The sequence below is a fragment of the Pseudomonas thivervalensis genome, from assembly GCF_001269655.1.
GTDB lineage: Bacteria > Pseudomonadota > Gammaproteobacteria > Pseudomonadales > Pseudomonadaceae > Aquipseudomonas > Aquipseudomonas thivervalensis.
On record NZ_LHVE01000013.1, the window covers coordinates 202,635 to 219,794 of the forward strand.

General features: G+C 59.3%; 13 protein-coding genes. 1 reads left to right on the plus strand and 12 read right to left on the minus strand.

Annotation, left to right across the window (positions count from 1 at the left end):
• Positions 1-436: 436 nt before the first annotated feature.
• The 9 genes from sucD to sdhC all read right to left on the minus strand — a co-directional run bounded on the left by sucD (position 437) and on the right by sdhC (position 11,822).
• Positions 437-1,321, minus strand: coding sequence for a succinate--CoA ligase subunit alpha (sucD, locus tag AD659_RS18840; RefSeq protein ID WP_014339581.1), 885 nt, complete (start codon positions 1,319-1,321; stop codon positions 437-439).
• Positions 1,321-2,487, minus strand: coding sequence for an ADP-forming succinate--CoA ligase subunit beta (gene sucC, locus AD659_RS18845; protein WP_003179235.1), 1,167 nt, complete (start codon positions 2,485-2,487; stop codon positions 1,321-1,323). Before sucC ends, sucD begins: the two co-directional genes overlap by 1 nt.
• 196 nt (positions 2,488-2,683) lie before the next feature.
• Positions 2,684-4,120, minus strand: a complete 1,437-nt coding sequence (gene lpdA / locus AD659_RS18850; protein ID WP_053123961.1) for a dihydrolipoyl dehydrogenase — start codon at positions 4,118-4,120, stop codon at positions 2,684-2,686.
• 111 nt (positions 4,121-4,231) lie between these two features.
• Positions 4,232-5,455, minus strand: a complete 1,224-nt coding sequence (odhB, locus tag AD659_RS18855) for a 2-oxoglutarate dehydrogenase complex dihydrolipoyllysine-residue succinyltransferase (protein ID WP_053123963.1) — start codon at positions 5,453-5,455, stop codon at positions 4,232-4,234.
• 44 nt (positions 5,456-5,499) lie between these two features.
• On the minus strand, positions 5,500-8,331 hold the full coding sequence (locus AD659_RS18860) for a 2-oxoglutarate dehydrogenase E1 component (RefSeq protein ID WP_053123965.1): 2,832 nt from the start codon (positions 8,329-8,331) through the stop codon (positions 5,500-5,502).
• Positions 8,332-8,593: 262 nt separating this feature from the next.
• On the minus strand, positions 8,594-9,298 hold the full coding sequence (locus AD659_RS18865; protein WP_053123967.1) for a succinate dehydrogenase iron-sulfur subunit: 705 nt from the start codon (positions 9,296-9,298) through the stop codon (positions 8,594-8,596).
• Positions 9,299-9,309: 11 nt separating this feature from the next.
• On the minus strand, positions 9,310-11,082 hold the full coding sequence (sdhA, locus tag AD659_RS18870; RefSeq protein WP_053123969.1) for a succinate dehydrogenase flavoprotein subunit: 1,773 nt from the start codon (positions 11,080-11,082) through the stop codon (positions 9,310-9,312).
• Between the two features lie 3 nt (positions 11,083-11,085).
• Entirely contained in the window at positions 11,086-11,454 is a 369-nt protein-coding gene (gene sdhD, locus AD659_RS18875; RefSeq protein ID WP_030138327.1) for a succinate dehydrogenase, hydrophobic membrane anchor protein, read from the minus strand.
• Positions 11,448-11,822, minus strand: a complete 375-nt coding sequence (gene sdhC / locus AD659_RS18880) for a succinate dehydrogenase, cytochrome b556 subunit (RefSeq protein ID WP_003179220.1) — start codon at positions 11,820-11,822, stop codon at positions 11,448-11,450. The genes sdhD and sdhC overlap by 7 nt, the downstream gene beginning before the upstream one ends.
• Before the next feature lie 365 nt (positions 11,823-12,187).
• Between sdhC and gltA the strand changes: the two genes are divergently transcribed.
• Entirely contained in the window at positions 12,188-13,477 is a 1,290-nt protein-coding gene (gene gltA, locus AD659_RS18885; RefSeq protein WP_003204440.1) for a citrate synthase, read from the plus strand.
• Between the two features lie 315 nt (positions 13,478-13,792).
• On the opposite strand, the gene AD659_RS18890 is transcribed toward gltA, so the two are convergent.
• From AD659_RS18890 to AD659_RS18900, 3 genes are all read right to left on the minus strand, one after another.
• Complete coding sequence (locus AD659_RS18890; RefSeq protein WP_053123971.1) at positions 13,793-15,451, minus strand: cation acetate symporter; 1,659 nt, start codon at positions 15,449-15,451, stop codon at positions 13,793-13,795.
• Entirely contained in the window at positions 15,448-15,759 is a 312-nt protein-coding gene (locus AD659_RS18895) for a DUF485 domain-containing protein (RefSeq protein ID WP_053123973.1), read from the minus strand. The genes AD659_RS18890 and AD659_RS18895 overlap by 4 nt, the downstream gene beginning before the upstream one ends.
• Before the next feature lie 318 nt (positions 15,760-16,077).
• Positions 16,078-16,932 carry a glycine betaine ABC transporter substrate-binding protein gene (locus tag AD659_RS18900; RefSeq protein WP_053123975.1) on the minus strand — a complete coding sequence of 285 codons (855 nt, stop codon included), beginning with the start codon at positions 16,930-16,932 and terminating at the stop codon, positions 16,078-16,080.
• Between the last annotated feature and the right edge of the window lie 228 nt (positions 16,933-17,160).

Below are 17,160 nucleotides of genomic sequence, written 5' to 3' on the forward strand. Positions count from 1 at the left end.
AAATGGCTGCTAGCCTAACGAATTTGGCGATAAAACGCACTGTAAAGGGGCAAACTATCCGATGTGCGACGTCCACGTGTCGCGTTTTTGCATGTAAATGGTTGGCGACTGTAATTCCGTCATCGCGAGCAAGCTCGCTCCCACAATGAAATTCACTCATGCCCTTGTGGCGAGGGAGCTTGCTCCCGCTGGGCTGCGTGTAGGAGCTGCCGAAGGCTGCGATCTTTTGATTTTGATCTTTCGCTTGGGACTCAATTGTCAGTGGAAAGATCGCAGCCTCGTTGCACTCGACAGCTCCTACACCGAGCGGGAGCAAGCTCCCTCGTCACAACAGCCGCCCTACATTCCCCAGGTAGAGCGGGCGTACAGTCAGCCAGAAACGACAAAGGCCACCCGAAGGTGGCCTTTGTGCTGGAACGAAAAGGTCAGCCGAAGCTTACTTCTTCATTTCCCAGCCAGTCAGCTCGGCCAGGGCCTTGCCGATGTCTGCCAGCGAACGCACGGTTTTCACGCCTGCGTCTTGCAGCGCAGCGAATTTCTCGTCTGCAGTGCCTTTGCCGCCAGAGATGATTGCGCCAGCATGGCCCATGCGCTTGCCCGGAGGAGCAGTCACACCTGCGATGTAGGAAACAACCGGCTTGGTCACGTTTGCCTTGATGTAGGCAGCCGCTTCTTCTTCAGCCGAACCGCCGATCTCACCGATCATGACGATCGCTTCGGTCTTCGGGTCTTCCTGGAACAGCTTCAGGATGTCGATGAAGTTCGAGCCTGGGATCGGGTCACCGCCGATGCCGACGCAAGTCGACTGACCGAAACCGGCGTCAGTGGTCTGCTTCACAGCTTCGTAGGTCAGGGTGCCGGAACGGGAAACGATACCGACCTTGCCTGGCAAGTGAATGTGACCTGGCATGATGCCGATCTTGCATTCGCCTGGAGTGATCACGCCTGGGCAGTTAGGACCGATCAGGGTGATACCCAGCTCGTCGCACTTGACCTTGGCTTCCAGCATGTCGATGGTCGGGATGCCTTCGGTGATGCAGACGATCAGCTTGATACCGCCGAACGCTGCTTCAAGGATGGAGTCCTTGCAGAAAGGTGCTGGAACGTAGATCACGCTGGCGGTGGCGCCAGTGGCGGCTACAGCGTCCTTGACGGTGTTGAACACGGGCAGGCCCAGGTGCTCGGTGCCGCCTTTGCCTGGCGTTACGCCGCCAACCATCTTGGTGCCGTATTCCAGGGCTTGCTGGGTGTGGAAACTACCTTGCGAACCGGTAATACCCTGGCAGATAACCTTGGTGTCTTTATTGATCAGGACGCTCATTATTTGCCCTCCGCAGCTTTAACGACTTGTTGAGCAGCGTCGGTCAGGCTGGTAGCAGCGATGATGTTCAAACCGCTTTCTGCCAGTACTTTAGCGCCCAGCTCAGCGTTGTTGCCTTCGAGGCGAACAACAACCGGGATTTTCACGCCGACTTCTTTCACGGCGCCGATGATGCCTTCGGCAATCATGTCGCAGCGAACGATGCCGCCGAAGATGTTGACCAGTACTGCAGCGACGTTGGTGTCGGACAGGATGATCTTGAACGCTTCGGTAACGCGTTCCTTGGTAGCACCGCCGCCCACGTCGAGGAAGTTGGCTGGCTTGCCGCCATGCAGGTTGACGATGTCCATGGTACCCATGGCCAGGCCGGCACCGTTGACCATGCAGCCGATGTTGCCTTCCAGGGCTACGTAGTTCAGTTCGAACTTGGCAGCGTGCGCTTCGCGCGGATCGTCTTGCGACGGATCGTGGAAAGTCTTCAGCTTAGGCTGACGGTACATGGCGTTGGCGTCGATGTTGATCTTGGCATCGAGGCAGTGCAGGTCGCCGTCGGCCTTGATCACCAGCGGGTTCACTTCCAGCAGTGCCAGGTCGTGGTCCTGGAACAGCTTGGCCAGACCTACGAAGATCTTGGCGAACTGAGTGACCTGCTTGCCTTCCAGGCCCAGCTGGAATGCCAGCTCGCGACCCTGGAATGGCTGTGCGCCAACCAGTGGGTCGATGGTGGCCTTGAGGATTTTCTCAGGGGTATCGTGAGCGATTTTCTCGATGTCCACGCCACCTTCGGTGGAAGCCATGAACACGATGCGGCGGCTCGAACGGTCAACGACTGCGCCCAGGTACAGCTCTTTAGCGATATCAGTGCACGATTCAACCAGGATCTTGGTGACTGGCTGACCGTTGGCGTCAGTCTGGTAAGTCACCAGACGCTTGCCCAGCCACTGCTGTGCGAAGGCTTTGGCGTCTTCTTTGCTGCGAACCAGCTTGACGCCGCCCGCTTTACCGCGACCACCGGCGTGAACCTGGGCTTTGACAACCCATTCGCTGCCGCCGATTTTGTCGCAAGCTTCTGCTGCCGCTTCCGGGGTGTCTACCGCGTAGCCGGTGGATACTGGCAGGCCGTACTCAGCGAACAGCTGCTTACCCTGATACTCGTGAAGATTCATGCTTATTACCGTCTTCGTTAGGTACTGCGCATTCGGTGCTGCACCGTTGTGGTGCCGCACCACCTGTGACTGCTGCTTGCGTAGCGTTCCGGTGAACCGGTGCCGCCACGCAAGGCTGCGTCCAGCGGATATTCCGCGGTGAGTCTTGCTCGCAAGGCTCACGACGGGCCATACCGCCGTGGTTTCTTATTGTCTATTAACGCTTCTTGCGGTTGGCCACGTGGATGGCGCCGCCATTTACGGCCAGGGCCGCTTCGTGCAAGGCTTCGGACAGGGTCGGATGGGAGAAGACCATCATGCCCAGATCCTCGGCGCTGGTGCCGAATTCCATGCCGATCGCGCCTTGCTGTACCAGCTCGGCAGCGCTTGGGCCGATGACGTGAACGCCCAATACGCGATCCGTCTTGGCATCGGCGATGACTTTCACGAAACCACCGGTATCGTTGGCTGCCATGGCACGGCCGGAGGCTGCGAACGGGAAGGTGCCGACGTTAACTTCAACGCCTTCGGCTTTCAAGGCCTGCTCGGTCTTGCCAACCCATGCGATTTCCGGGTGGGTGTAGATAACCGATGGGATCAGGTCGTAGTTCATCTGGGCCTTGTGGCCCTTGATGCGCTCGACGACCATGATGCCTTCTTCGGATGCCTTGTGGGCCAGCATCATGCCGCGAACCACGTCACCGATGGCGAATACGCCCGGTACGGCGGTAGCGCAATGGTCATCGACCGCGATGAAACCACGCTCGTCGATTTCCACGCCGCTGTCGGCAGCCAGCAGGTCGGTGGTCACCGGACGACGGCCGACCGCAACGATCAGCTTGTCGAAGGTGATGGTCTGTTCGCCCTTGGCGTCGGTGTAGGTCACCACGACTTCTTCGCCGTTGACCTTCGAACCGGTCACGCGAGCGCCCAGCTTGATGTCCAGGCCCTGTTTGGTCAGGGTTTTCAGCGCTTCCTTGGATACCGCGGTGTCAGCGGCCATCAGGAAGGTATCGAGGGCTTCGAGCACGGTCACTTCAGCGCCCAGGCGCGACCATACCGAACCCAGCTCGAGGCCGATCACACCGGCGCCGATCACGCCCAGGCGTTTTGGCACGGTCTGGAATTCCAGGGCGCCGGTGGAGTCGACGATCACGTTCTGGTCGACCGGAGCCGGTGGAATGTCGATTGGACGCGAGCCAGGTGCCAGGATGACGTTTTCGGCTTCGATCACTTCCACCGAGCCGTCTGGCTTGGTGACTTCGACTTTCTTGCCCAGCAGCAACTTGCCGTGGCCTTCGATGGAGGTCACGCCGTTGGCCTTGAACAGGGTGGCGACACCGCTGGTCAGGTTCTTGACGATGCCAGCCTTGCGGCCAACCATCGCGGCGACGTCCATCTTCACTTCACCGGTGGAGATACCGTGGACGTTGAAGCTTTCTTTCGCTTCCTTGTATTTCCAGGAGCTGTCCAGCAGCGCCTTGGAAGGAATGCAACCGACGTTCAGGCAAGTACCGCCCAAGGCCTGTTTGCCTTCCTTGTCGGTGTATTTCTCGATGCAGGCAGTGGTAAGGCCCAGTTGCGCAGCCTTGATGGCCGCTACGTAGCCGCCAGGGCCCGCACCAATCACTACCACGTCGAATTTCTGAGTCATGAGTCATTCCTTTTCGAATCAAACCGGACGATCACTTGTGATGACCGTCGAGGGACGAAACCGGTTGTTTCAGCAAGAGGCCGGTCGACAGACCGGCCCTCGCGGCGAAAATCAGATATCCAGCAGCAGACGAGCCGGATCTTCAAGCAGGTTCTTGATGGTGACCAGGAACGTCACGGCTTCTTTGCCGTCGATCAGGCGGTGATCGTAGGACAGCGCCAGGTACATCATCGGACGAATCACGACCTGACCGTTGACCGCCATCGGACGCTGCAGGATGTTGTGCATGCCCAGGATAGCCGCTTGCGGCGGGTTGACGATCGGGGTCGACATCATCGAACCGAATGTACCACCGTTGGTGATGGTGAACGTACCGCCGGTCATCTCTTCGATGGACAGCTTGCCGTCACGGGCCTTCTTGCCGAAGGTGGCGATGCCGCCTTCGATTTCGGCCAGGCTCATCAGTTCGGCGTTACGCAGGACCGGAACCACCAGGCCACGGTCGCTGGAAACAGCAACACCGATGTCGGCGTAGCCGTGGTAGACGATGTCGGAACCGTCGATCGACGCGTTGACGGCCGGGAAGCGTTTCAGCGCTTCGGTGGCAGCCTTGACGAAGAACGACATGAAGCCCAGGCGTACGCCATTGTGGGACTTCTCGAACAGATCCTTGTACTTCGAACGCAGGGCCATGACTTCGGTCATGTCGACTTCGTTGAAAGTAGTCAGCATCGCCATGTTCGACTGTGCTTCGACCAGGCGCTTGGCCACGGTGGCGCGAACGCGGGTCATCGGAACGCGTTTTTCAACGCGGTCACCGGCTGCGAACACCGGAGCGGCAGCGGCAGGTGCGGCAGGCTTGGCTGGCGCGGCGGCTGGAGCGGCTTTCTTGGCGGCAACGGCGGCTACCACGTCTTCCTTGGTCACACGACCGCCCTTGCCGGTGCCGGCAACGGAAGCGATGTTGATACCGTTCTCTTCAGCCAGCTTGCGAGCAGCAGGGGCAGCGACTGGATCGTCTTCGCCCGAAGCAGCAGGCGCAGCGGCCTGAGCGGCAGCCGGTGCAGCAGCGGCGGCTGGAGCCGCGGCAGCAGCGCCACCCTCTTCGATCGAGCCCAGGACCTGGTTCGACAGAACGGTAGCGCCTTCCTCGGCAATAATTGCGCCCAGTACGCCGTCAGCTTCGGCCAATACTTCCAGCACGACCTTGTCGGTCTCGATGTCGACGATCAGGTCGTCACGCTTGACGGCCTCGCCTGGTTTCTTGTGCCAGGTGGCAACGGTGCCATCGGCAACCGATTCCGGGAATGACGGGGCTTTGATTTCGATAGCCATTATCTGTGGGTCCTTAAAATTCGGTTTCAGTCAGCGCGAAGGCGTTAAACAGTGAAGGCATCTTGCAGCAGTTTTTCCTGCTGCTCGGCGTGCATCGACGCATAACCACACGCAGGTGCAGCGGAAGCATCACGGCCGGCATATTCCAGGCCCAGGGCCTTGTTATGGTTGCCGATGCTGCGACGCAGGTGATGCTGGCTGCTGTACCACGCGCCTTGGTTCATCGGTTCTTCCTGACACCACACCACATGGGTGAGGTTGGTGTAAGGCGCGATGGCCTCCATCAGGTCCTCTTCCGGGAACGGGTAAAGCTGCTCGATACGCACGATGGCGATGTCTTCGCGGCCTTCGGCACGACGTTTTTCCAGCAGGTCGTAGTAGACCTTGCCGCTGCACAGGACCAGGCGAGTCACCTTCGCCGCGTCCAGGGTATCGATTTCCGAAATGACGGTCTGGAACGAGCCTTCGGCCAGGTCTTCGAGCGTGGAAATCGCCAGTTTGTGACGCAGCAGCGACTTCGGTGTCAGCACGATCAGCGGCTTGCGCAGCGGACGGATGACCTGACGACGCAGCAGGTGGTAGATCTGCGCCGGAGTCGTCGGTACGCAAACCTGGACGTTGTGCTCGGCGCACAGCTGCAGGTAGCGTTCCAGACGTGCCGACGAGTGCTCCGGCCCCTGCCCTTCATAACCGTGTGGCAACAGCATGGTCAGACCGCAGAGACGGCCCCACTTGTGCTCGCCGCTGGTGATGAACTGGTCGACAACCACCTGGGCACCGTTGGCGAAGTCGCCGAACTGGGCTTCCCAGATCACCAGCGCATTAGGCTCGGTGGTGGAATAGCCATATTCGAACGCCAGGACGGCTTCTTCGGACAGCAGCGAATCGTACAGGTCGAAACGTGGCTGGCCCTTGTACAGGTGTTGCAGCGGGATGTGAGTGCTGGCGTCTTTCTGGTTGTGCAGCGCCGCGTGGCGGTGCGAGAAAGTGCCGCGACCTACGTCCTGGCCGGTGATGCGAATCGGGTGACCTTCGAACGCCAGGGTCGCGTACGCCATGGTTTCGGCGTAACCCCAGTTGATCGGCAGGCCGCCGGCTTGCATCTTCTGCCGGTCTTCGTAGATCTTCGCAACCTGGCGCTGGACCACGAAGCCTTCCGGGATTTCCAGCAGCTTGGCGGACAGTTCCTGCAAGGTCTTGAGGTCGAAACGCGTGTCGTGACGAGCGGTCCAGGCGTGGCCCAGATACGGACGCCAGTCCACGAACAGCTCTTTGTTCGGTTCCTTGACCAGGCTTTTTACAACGTGCAGGCCGTTATCCAGGGCATTGCGATATTCATCGACTTTTTCCTGGACGCGGGCGGCATCCAGAACACCGCCCTGGGTCAGGCGCTCGGCATACAGCTCACGGGTGGTGCGCTGCTTGGCGATCTGCTGATACATCAGCGGCTGGGTGCCACTTGGCTCGTCGGCCTCGTTGTGGCCACGACGGCGGTAGCAGACCAGGTCGATCACCACGTCGCGCTTGTACTGCATGCGGTAGTCGATGGCCATCTGGGTCACGAACAGCACCGCTTCCGGGTCATCGCCATTCACATGGAGAATCGGCGCCTGGATCATTTTCGCAACGTCGGTTGCGTACTCGGTGGAACGCGAGTCCAGCGGGTTGCTGATGGTGAAACCGACCTGGTTGTTGATCACGATGTGCACGGTACCGCCGGTCTTGAAACCGCGGGTCTGCGACATCTGGAAGGTTTCCATGACCACGCCTTGACCGGCGAATGCCGCGTCACCGTGGATGGAGATCGGCAACACCTTCTCGCCGGTCGGATCGTTGCGACGATCCTGGCGGGCACGGACCGAACCCTCGACCACCGGGGAAACGATTTCCAGGTGGGACGGGTTGAAGGCCATGGCCAGGTGGACTTCGCCACCGGTGGTCATCACGTTGGACGAGAAGCCCTGGTGGTATTTCACGTCACCGGAGCCCAGCTCGACCTTCTTCTTGCCTTCGAACTCGTCGAACAGCTCGCGCGGGTTCTTGCCGAAGGTGTTGACCAGTACGTTCAGACGGCCACGGTGGGCCATGCCGATGACAACTTCCTTGGTGCCATAGGAACCGGAACGCTGGATCAGCTCGTCGAGCATCGGAATCAGGCTTTCGCCGCCTTCCAGGCCGAAACGCTTGGTGCCCGGGTATTTGGTACCCAGGTATTTTTCCAGGCCTTCACCGGCGGTGACGCGCTCGAGCAAGTGGCTCTTGATGTCGGCGGAGTACGTCGGACGGCCACGAACGCTTTCCAGACGCTGCTGGAACCACTGGCGCTGCTCGGAATCGGTGATGTGCGTAAATTCAGCGCCGATGGTGCGGCAATATGTCTGCTGCAACGCTTCGTGAATTTCGCGTAGGCTCGCTTCCTCTTTGCCGATGAACAGGTCGCCGGCACGGAAGGTCGTATCAAGGTCGGCATTGGTCAAGCCGTAGTGAGTGATCGACAGGTCTGCAGGTGCAGGACGCTGCCACAGCCCCAGCGGGTCAAGCTGGGCTGCCTGGTGGCCACGCATCCGGTAGGCCTGGATCAGTCGCAGTACTTCAACTTGCTTCTTCTCGTGCTCGGAGCTCACGCTGCCGGCAGACACCGGTTGAGCGCGGCGCTGGTTCTTTGCCAGCAGCACGAAATGGTCGCGAATCGTCGAGTGCGAAACATCGGTGGCAGAGTTACCGTCAGCGGGCAACTTCTGAAAGTAGGTGCGCCATTCTTCTGGCACAGCGTTAGGGTCGTGCAGGTAGAGCTCGTAGAGCTCTTCCACATAGGCAGCGTTACCACCGGAGAGGTGGGCACTGTTCCACATGCGCTGCATCACGCTTTCTTGCATGCTTGGTCACCCTCGATTAGGGGAACACCACCGGCGAAAACACCGAGCAAACTTGCAGAAGTCCGAGTGCAGCGACTAAAACAAGCCACTTAGGATCACGCTGATAGTCCGGGTACCAGCCCGGATGCCCCTGCTTGTCTCATTTCTTCAAAATAAGAACCGCCGCTTTGTGAGCGGCTGTTCTGGTTATAGCCATGACGCGGGTTGAAGCCCGCGCCCTGGCCTTTACGGGTACAACGGTCCTACGGGTACAGCAGCTGAATCACACGCCGCTTTGCAGCAGCATGTTACGAATGTGACCGATGGCCTTAGTCGGGTTCAGGCCTTTCGGACAGACGTTGACGCAGTTCATGATCCCGCGGCAGCGGAATACGCTGAACGGGTCATCCAGCGAAGCCAGACGCTCGGACGTCTTGGTGTCACGGCTGTCTGCCAGGAAGCGGTACGCTTGCAGCAGGGCGGCCGGGCCCAGGAACTTGTCCGGGTTCCACCAGAAGGACGGGCACGAGGTCGAGCAGCAAGCGCACAGGATGCACTCGTACAGACCGTCGAGTTTTTCACGCTCTTCCGGAGACTGCAGACGCTCGATGGCCGGAGCCGGCGTGTCGTTCTGCAGGAATGGCTTCACCTTCTCGTATTGCTTGTAGAAGATGCTCATATCGACGACCAGGTCACGGATAACCGGCAAACCTGGCAATGGACGCACCACCAGCTTGTTGCCCTTGACCACGGCCGACAGCGGCGTGATGCAGGCCAGGCCGTTCTTGCCGTTGATGTTCATGCCGTCGGAGCCGCAAACGCCCTCGCGGCAAGAGCGACGATAGGAGAAACCCTCGTCCTGCTCTTTGATCAGGGCCAGCACGTCCAGCACCATCAGGTCTTTACCACCGGTGTCGACCTGGAAGTCCTGCATGAACGGCGCAGCGTCCTGATCAGGGTTGTAGCGATAAACACTGACTTGCAACATAGCGGTCACCCTTAATAAGTCCGGACTTTTGGTTCGAAAGTCGGAACAGTCTTCGGCGAGAAGTTCACGGCACGCTTGGCGACGCGTTTTTCACCCGGGAAGTACAAGGTGTGGCACAGCCAGTTTTCGTCGTCACGGTCTTCGAAGTCTTCGCGGGCGTGGGCACCACGGGACTCTTTACGCACTTCTGCGGCGATGGCGGTGGCTTCGGCCACTTCCAGCAGGTTCTGCAACTCCAGCGCTTCGATACGGGCAGTGTTGAACGCCTGCGACTTATCGTTGATCTTCACGTTGGCGATTCGTTCACGCAATTGCGCCAGCTGGGCAATACCCTTCTGCATGTATTCGCCGGTACGGAACACACCGAAGTAGTTCTGCATGCAGTTTTGCAACTCGCGACGCAGGGTTGCCACGTCTTCGCCTTCGGTACGCTCGTTCAGAGCGGACAGACGCGCCAGGGCGGCTTCGATGTTGGCGTCGGTGGCATCGTCATATTCGATGCCGTCGGACAGCGCTTTTTCCAGGTGCAGGCCGGCAGCGCGACCGAAGACCACCAGGTCGAGCAGCGAGTTGCCGCCCAGGCGGTTGGCACCGTGGACCGATACGCAGGCCACTTCACCCACTGCGAACAGGCCAGGGATGATTTCGTCGACGCCTTCGCCGTTCTGGGTGATCGCCTGGCCGTGAATGTTGGTGGCAACGCCGCCCATCATATAGTGGCAGGTTGGAACCACTGGAACCGGCGCGACGACTGGGTCGACGTGCGCGAAGGTCTTGGACAGTTCGCAGATACCTGGCAGGCGGCTGTGCAGCACTTCCTCGCCCAGGTGATCGAGCTTGAGCATCACGTGGTCGCCATTCGGGCCACAGCCGTTGCCGGCGATGATCTCTTTAACCATCGAACGGGCCACGACGTCACGACCGGCAAGGTCCTTGGCGTTCGGCGCATAACGTTCCATGAAACGCTCGCCGTGCTTGTTGATCAGGTAACCACCTTCACCACGGCAACCTTCGGTTACCAGTACACCGGCGCCGGCGATGCCGGTCGGGTGGAACTGCCACATTTCGATGTCTTGTACCGGCACGCCAGCACGCAGGGCCATGCCGACGCCGTCACCGGTGTTGATCAGGGCATTGGTGGTGGATGCGTAGATACGGCCTGCACCGCCGGTCGCCAGTACGGTGGCCTTGGCGCGGATGTAGGTGGTTTCGCCGGTTTCGATGCAGATCGCGATCACACCGACGAAGGCGCCGTCCTGGTTCTTCACCAGGTCAACGGCGTAGTACTCGTTCAGGAACGTGGTGCCGGCTTTCAGGTTGCCCTGGTACAGGGTATGCAGCAGTGCGTGACCGGTACGGTCGGACGCCGCGCAAGTACGCGCAGCCTGGCCGCCCTTGCCGTAGTCCTTGGACTGGCCACCGAACGGACGCTGGTAGATACGACCTTGCTCGGTACGCGAGAACGGCATGCCCATGTGGTCCAGCTCGAACACCGCGGCCGGGCCTTCCTGACACATGTATTCGATAGCGTCCTGGTCACCGATGTAGTCGGAACCCTTGACGGTATCGTACATGTGCCAGCGCCAGTCGTCGTTCGGGTCGGCCGAAGCGATGGCGCAGGTGATGCCACCCTGGGCGGAAACGGTGTGCGAACGCGTCGGGAAAACCTTGGTGATCACGGCAGTCTTGTGACCGCCCTGTGCCAGCTGCAGCGCTGCGCGCATGCCGGCACCGCCACCACCAATGATGATGGCGTCGAAAGAAATCGTTGGAATGTTAGCCATGGATCAGATACCCCAGAGAATCTGCACACCCCAGACGAAGTAAGCGAACATCGCAACGCCGCATACCGCCTGGAAAAGGAAACGTACGGCAGTCGCCGACTTGCCGAACGCCATTTGCGTCAGGTAGTCGGTCGCGATGGTCCACATGCCGACCCAGGCGTGAGCGCCCAGTGCGACAAGTGCCAGCAGACTGAAGATACGCATCCAGTTGTTTGCGAACAGTTCATGCCATTGGGCGTAGCCAATGCCAGGGTTTGCCACGACATATCCGATCAGGAAAATGAAGTAAGCCGCGAGAACGACCGCAGACACACGCTGGGCCATCCAGTCATAAAGGCCCGAACGCGAAAGGTTCGTGACGTTGGTTACCATATCCAGACTCCTGCCAGAACGATCAGCACCGCAGACACGGCGATAATGATTTTCGAGCCCAGCTTGCCGCCTTCCAGCGTCTCACCGATGCCCATGTCCATGATCAAGTGGCGCACACCGGCAACCAAGTGATACAGCAAGGCGGACAGGATGCCCCAAATCACTAGCTTGGCTAGCGGACTGGTCAGACACGCTTTCACCTGACCGAAGCCTTCTTCCGAATCGAGCGACTTGTCCAATGCATAAAGCATGATGGCCAGGCTGACGAAGAGGATGACACCGGAAATACGGTGAAGAATGGACGTGTAAGCAGTGACTGGGAGTTTGATGGTCCTTAGGTCTAGGTTTACAGGTCGTTGGCTTTTCACGGCTTTTTTTTCACACTGAAGAGCCCCTAACAATCAGGGCAAAGTTGTTGGGGCGCGCACTGGTCAGGTACTCACCACCCAGGGAGTGACGACCCCCAAGAAAGCAGGCCCAAAAGCCCCTGGCGGTCGGTGGCCGAGTATAGACAGTTAGGCTACTAATGACAACGCGTTCACCTTCCCCTAATAGCGCATTGCACATATGGCGCAAAAGGCGTAAACGGCAGGCAATTTCGCGGAAAAAGTCCGGTTAAAGCCTTCTGGAGCAAGACTTTAGGCAAATTGACATTCGGATTTATCTCACTATAGTGGTGCGGGCCCTGCGTGGGGGGTCTGTCTGATGATTCCAAGCATTAATAGGAGGCCACATGGCTGACAAAAAAGCGCAGTTGATCATCGAGGGCGCAGCCCCCGTCGAGCTGCCCATTTTAACCGGCACCGTTGGTCCCGATGTAATCGACGTACGGGGCCTGACGGCCACGGGCCGTTTCACCTTTGACCCAGGTTTCATGTCGACCGCCTCGTGCGAGTCGAAAATCACCTACATCGACGGCGACAACGGCATCCTGTTGCACCGCGGCTACCCGATCGAGCAACTGGCTGAAAAATCGGACTACCTGGAAACCTGCTACCTGCTGCTCAATGGCGAGCTGCCAACCGCAGAGCAAAAGGCCCAGTTCGTCAGCACCGTGAAGAACCACACCATGGTTCACGAGCAGTTGAAGACCTTCTTCAACGGCTTCCGTCGCGATGCCCACCCGATGGCCGTCATGTGCGGCGTTGTCGGCGCCCTTTCGGCCTTCTACCACGACTCCCTGGACATCAATAACCCCCAGCATCGCGAAATCTCCGCGATCCGCCTGGTGGCGAAGATGCCGACCCTGGCAGCCATGGTCTACAAGTACTCCATGGGCCAGCCCATGATGTACCCGCGCAACGACCTGACGTATGCAGAGAACTTCCTGCATATGATGTTCAACACCCCGTGCGAGATCAAACCGATCAGCCCGGTGCTCGCCAAGGCCATGGACCGGATCTTCATCCTCCATGCCGACCACGAGCAGAACGCCTCCACGTCCACCGTGCGCCTGGCCGGTTCGTCGGGTGCCAACCCGTTCGCCTGTATCGCCGCCGGCATCGCCGCACTCTGGGGCCCTGCCCACGGCGGTGCGAACGAAGCGGTATTGACCATGCTCGATGAAATCGGCGATGTCTCGAACATCGACAAGTTCATCGCCAAGGCCAAGGACAAGAACGATCCGTTCAAGCTGATGGGCTTCGGTCACCGGGTCTACAAGAACCGCGACCCGCGCGCCACCGTGATGAAGCAGACCTGCGACGAAGTGCTCAAGGAACTGGGGATCAAGAACGATCCGCAACTCGAACTGGCCATGCGCCTGGAAGAGATCGCCCTGACCGACCCGTACTTCATCGAGCGCTCGCTGTACCCGAACGTCGACTTCTACTCGGGGATCATCCTCAAGGCGATCGGCATTCCAACCAGCATGTTCACCGTGATCTTCGCCCTGGCGCGGACCGTGGGCTGGATCTCCCACTGGAAGGAAATGCTCTCCAGCCCGTACAAGATCGGCCGCCCGCGCCAGTTGTACACCGGCTACGAGTCGCGTGACATTACCCAGCTGGAAGACCGCAAGTAAGACCTGCCTTGCGCTAGGTCCCAAGCTGCACCGGAACAGCCCCTGCTTCTTATATAAGAGCAGGGGCTGTTTTGTTTGGGGTTCTTTTTATCTGATCCAGACGCTGCAGTGACAGACCCGCCGCCATCGCGAGCAAGCTCGCTCCCACAGTTGGCCTCTGTTGTGAATCCGAGCTTGTGTTCACTGGAGATCCCCTGTGGGAGCGAGCTTGCTCGCGATAGCGGCAGGCCTGCGACTCATAAACCCGGCACAAAAAAATACCCCGGCCTCTCGACCGGGGTATTTCTTCAATCACTGCACTTACAACTTACCGAATCAGTGATTAACCGCCCCACTCGCCCCCAGACCCGTCTGCGAACGCACGAATTGCGGGAAGAACAGCGCCCGCTCGTTGACGCCTTCAGCCGACTTGTCGGTGATGGAGAAGAACCAGATGCCGACGAACGCAATGGCCATCGAGAACAGCGCTGGGTATTCGTACGGGAAGATCGCCTTCTCGTGCCCCATGATCTGCACCCAGATGGTCGGGCCGAGGATCATCAGGCCTACGGCACTGACCAGGCCCAGCCAGCCGCCGACCATGGCACCACGGGTGGTCAGCTTCTTCCAGTACATCGAAAGCAGCAGGACCGGGAAGTTGCAGCTCGCCGCGATGGAGAACGCCAGGCCCACCATGAACGCGATGTTCTGCTTCTCGAACAGGATGCCCAGGCCGATCGCCAGCACTGCCAGACAGATGGTGGTGATTTTCGAGACGCGAATCTCATCCTTCTCGTTGGCCTTGCCTTTCTTGATCACGCTGGCATACAGGTCATGGGACACCGCCGAGGCACCGGCCAGGGTCAGGCCTGCTACTACTGCCAGGATGGTCGCGAACGCCACCGCCGAGATGAAGCCCAGGAAGATGCTACCGCCCACAGCGTTGGACAGGTGCACCGCCGCCATGTTGTTGCCGCCCAGCAAGGCACCTGCCGCGTCCTTGAAGGCCGGGTTGGTGCTGACCAGCAGGATCGCGCCGAAGCCGATGATGAAGGTCAGGATGTAGAAGTAGCCGATGAAGCCAGTGGCGTACAGCACGCTCTTGCGCGCTTCCTTGGCGTCGCTCACGGTGAAGAAGCGCATCAGGATGTGCGGCAGGCCAGCAGTACCGAACATCAGCGCCAGGCCGAGGGAGAAGGCCGAGATCGGATCCTTCACCAGGCCGCCAGGGCTCATGATCGCCTCGCCTTTAGGGTGAACCTTGACCGCTTCGGCGAACAGCATGTTGAAGTCGAAGTTGACGTGCTTCATGACCATCAGGGCCATGAACGAAGCACCCGACAGCAACAACACCGCCTTGATGATCTGTACCCAAGTGGTGGCCAGCATGCCGCCGAACAACACGTAGAGGCACATCAGGATACCGACCAGGATCACCGCGACGTGGTAGTCCAGGCCGAACAGCAGCTGGATCAGCTTGCCGGCACCGACCATCTGCGCGATCAGGTAGAACGCCACCACCACCAGCGAGCCGCAGGCGGACAGACTGCGAATCTGGGTTTGCCCGAGGCGATAGGACGCCACGTCGGCAAAGGTGTACTTACCCAGGTTACGCAGGCGTTCGGCGATCAGGAACAGGATGATCGGCCAGCCCACCAGGAAGCCGATGGAGTAGATCAAGCCATCGTAGCCAGAGGTGAACACCAGTGCGGAAATCCCCAGGAAGGACGCCGCCGACATGTAGTCGCCCGCGATTGCCAGGCCGTTCTGGAAACCGGTGATCTTGCCGCCAGCCGCATAGTAGTCGGCCGCCGAGTTGTTTTTCTTCGACGCCCAGTAGGTGATATATAAAGTCGCGCCGACGAAGGCCACGAACATCAGGATTGCTGCGACGTTGAGGGGTTGTTTCTGCACGGCACCGGTCAGGGCATCAGCTGCCCAGGCGCCCGGTGCAAACGCTGCGATGCTCAAAAGAGCCAGTAGACGCCGGATCATTGCTGAGCCTCCTTGAGAATCGCATTGTTCAGGTCGTCGAATTCGCCGTTGGCGCGTCGCACGTAAATGCCAGTCAGGACGAAGGCTGAGAGAATCAGGCCGACGCCGATGGGAATACCCCAGGTGATGGTGGAATCGGGAGTCATTTTGGCCCCGAGAATGTGTGGCCCGTAGGCGATCAGAAGAATGAAGCCGGAATACAGCCCAAGCATGATCGCCGAGAGAATCCAGGCGAACTTTTCCCTTCTTCTCACCAGCTCCTTGAAGCGCGGGCTGTTTTGAATCGAGAGGTAAATGCTGTCGTTCATTGTTTTTATCCTCGCAGCACAGATTTAATTGGAACGACTCTACTCTATGCGGCTCAAGGCCAGGTTCCAGACGACCTTAGTATTAGAACGACATGACGGTGTTGCCAGTTTTCCGCAATTTTTTTGCGATTCCTTCCCTGTGGGAGCGAGCCTGCTCGCGAAGGCGATCTGTCAGTTAACCCTGTATTGGCTGGCACACCGCTTTCGCGAGCAGGCTCGCTCCCACAAGGGGATCTGCGTTGGGGCCAGGAATCGCGGGCACAAAAAAACCGCATGACACAACGTCATGCGGTTTTCGGTACAGTCAGACCAGGCCGATTACTTGCCGGTCCACTCCTTCACGCGGTCCGGGTGCTTGGCGACCCAGTCCTTGGCAGCGGCGTCAGGCTTGGCACCCTCCTGGATCGCCAGCATGACTTCGCCGATTTCGTCTTTCGAAGCCCACTGGAACTTCTTCAGGAACTCGGCCACTTCTGGCGCCTTGGCGCCCAGCTCCTTGCTGCCAATGCTATTCACAGTCTCAGCCGCGCCGTAGACGCCTTTCGGGTCTTCCAGGAAGCGCAGTTTCCACTTGGCGAACATCCAGTGCGGCACCCAACCGGTGACGGCAATGGATTCGTTTTTCTTTTCGGCACGGGTCAGCTCGGCGATCATGCCGGCGCCGGAACTGGCCTTGAGTTGATAACCGGTCAGGTCGTAATCCTTGATTGCCTGTTCGGTCTTGAGCATCACGCCTGAACCGGCGTCGATGCCGACGATGCGCTTCTTGAAGGAGTCGTCGGTCTTGAGATCCTCGAGCGACTTGGCCTTGACGTACTCCGGCACGATCAGGCCGATCTTGGCATCCTTGAAGTTGGGGCCGTAATCGACCACGTTGTCCTTGTTCTTGGTCCAATAGTCGCCGTGAGTCACCGGCAGCCAGGCCGAGAGCATCGCGTCGAGTTTACCGGTGGCCACGCCTTGCCACATGATCCCGGTCGCGACCGCTTGCAGCTTCACGTCATAACCGAGTTTCTGCTTGATCACTTCGGCGGCCACGTGGGTGGTCGCGACGCTGTCGGACCAGCCGTCAACGTAACCGATGCTCAGGGTTTTGGTTTCGGCGCTGGCCAAGGTGGAACTGATGGCCAGTACCAGTGCGGCACCTGCGCCCAAGAGTCGTCGCATCTTCATCGTTACTTCCCCGAAAGTGCTGCGCCCGACGGATGCCGGGCGGCGTCAACGTATAGTTATGATGCTCAGCGCCCCCATCACGCTCGCCCTCAAACCGGTCTGAACGCCAGTGGAGTACTGACTCGTTGATCATCAACCTGTGCCGTTCCGGAACCTGCTCTGCCTGCGACGTCGAGGCAACGAGAAACGACATCAGAACGCCAGCTCCCTAGTCCAAGTATTTCCACC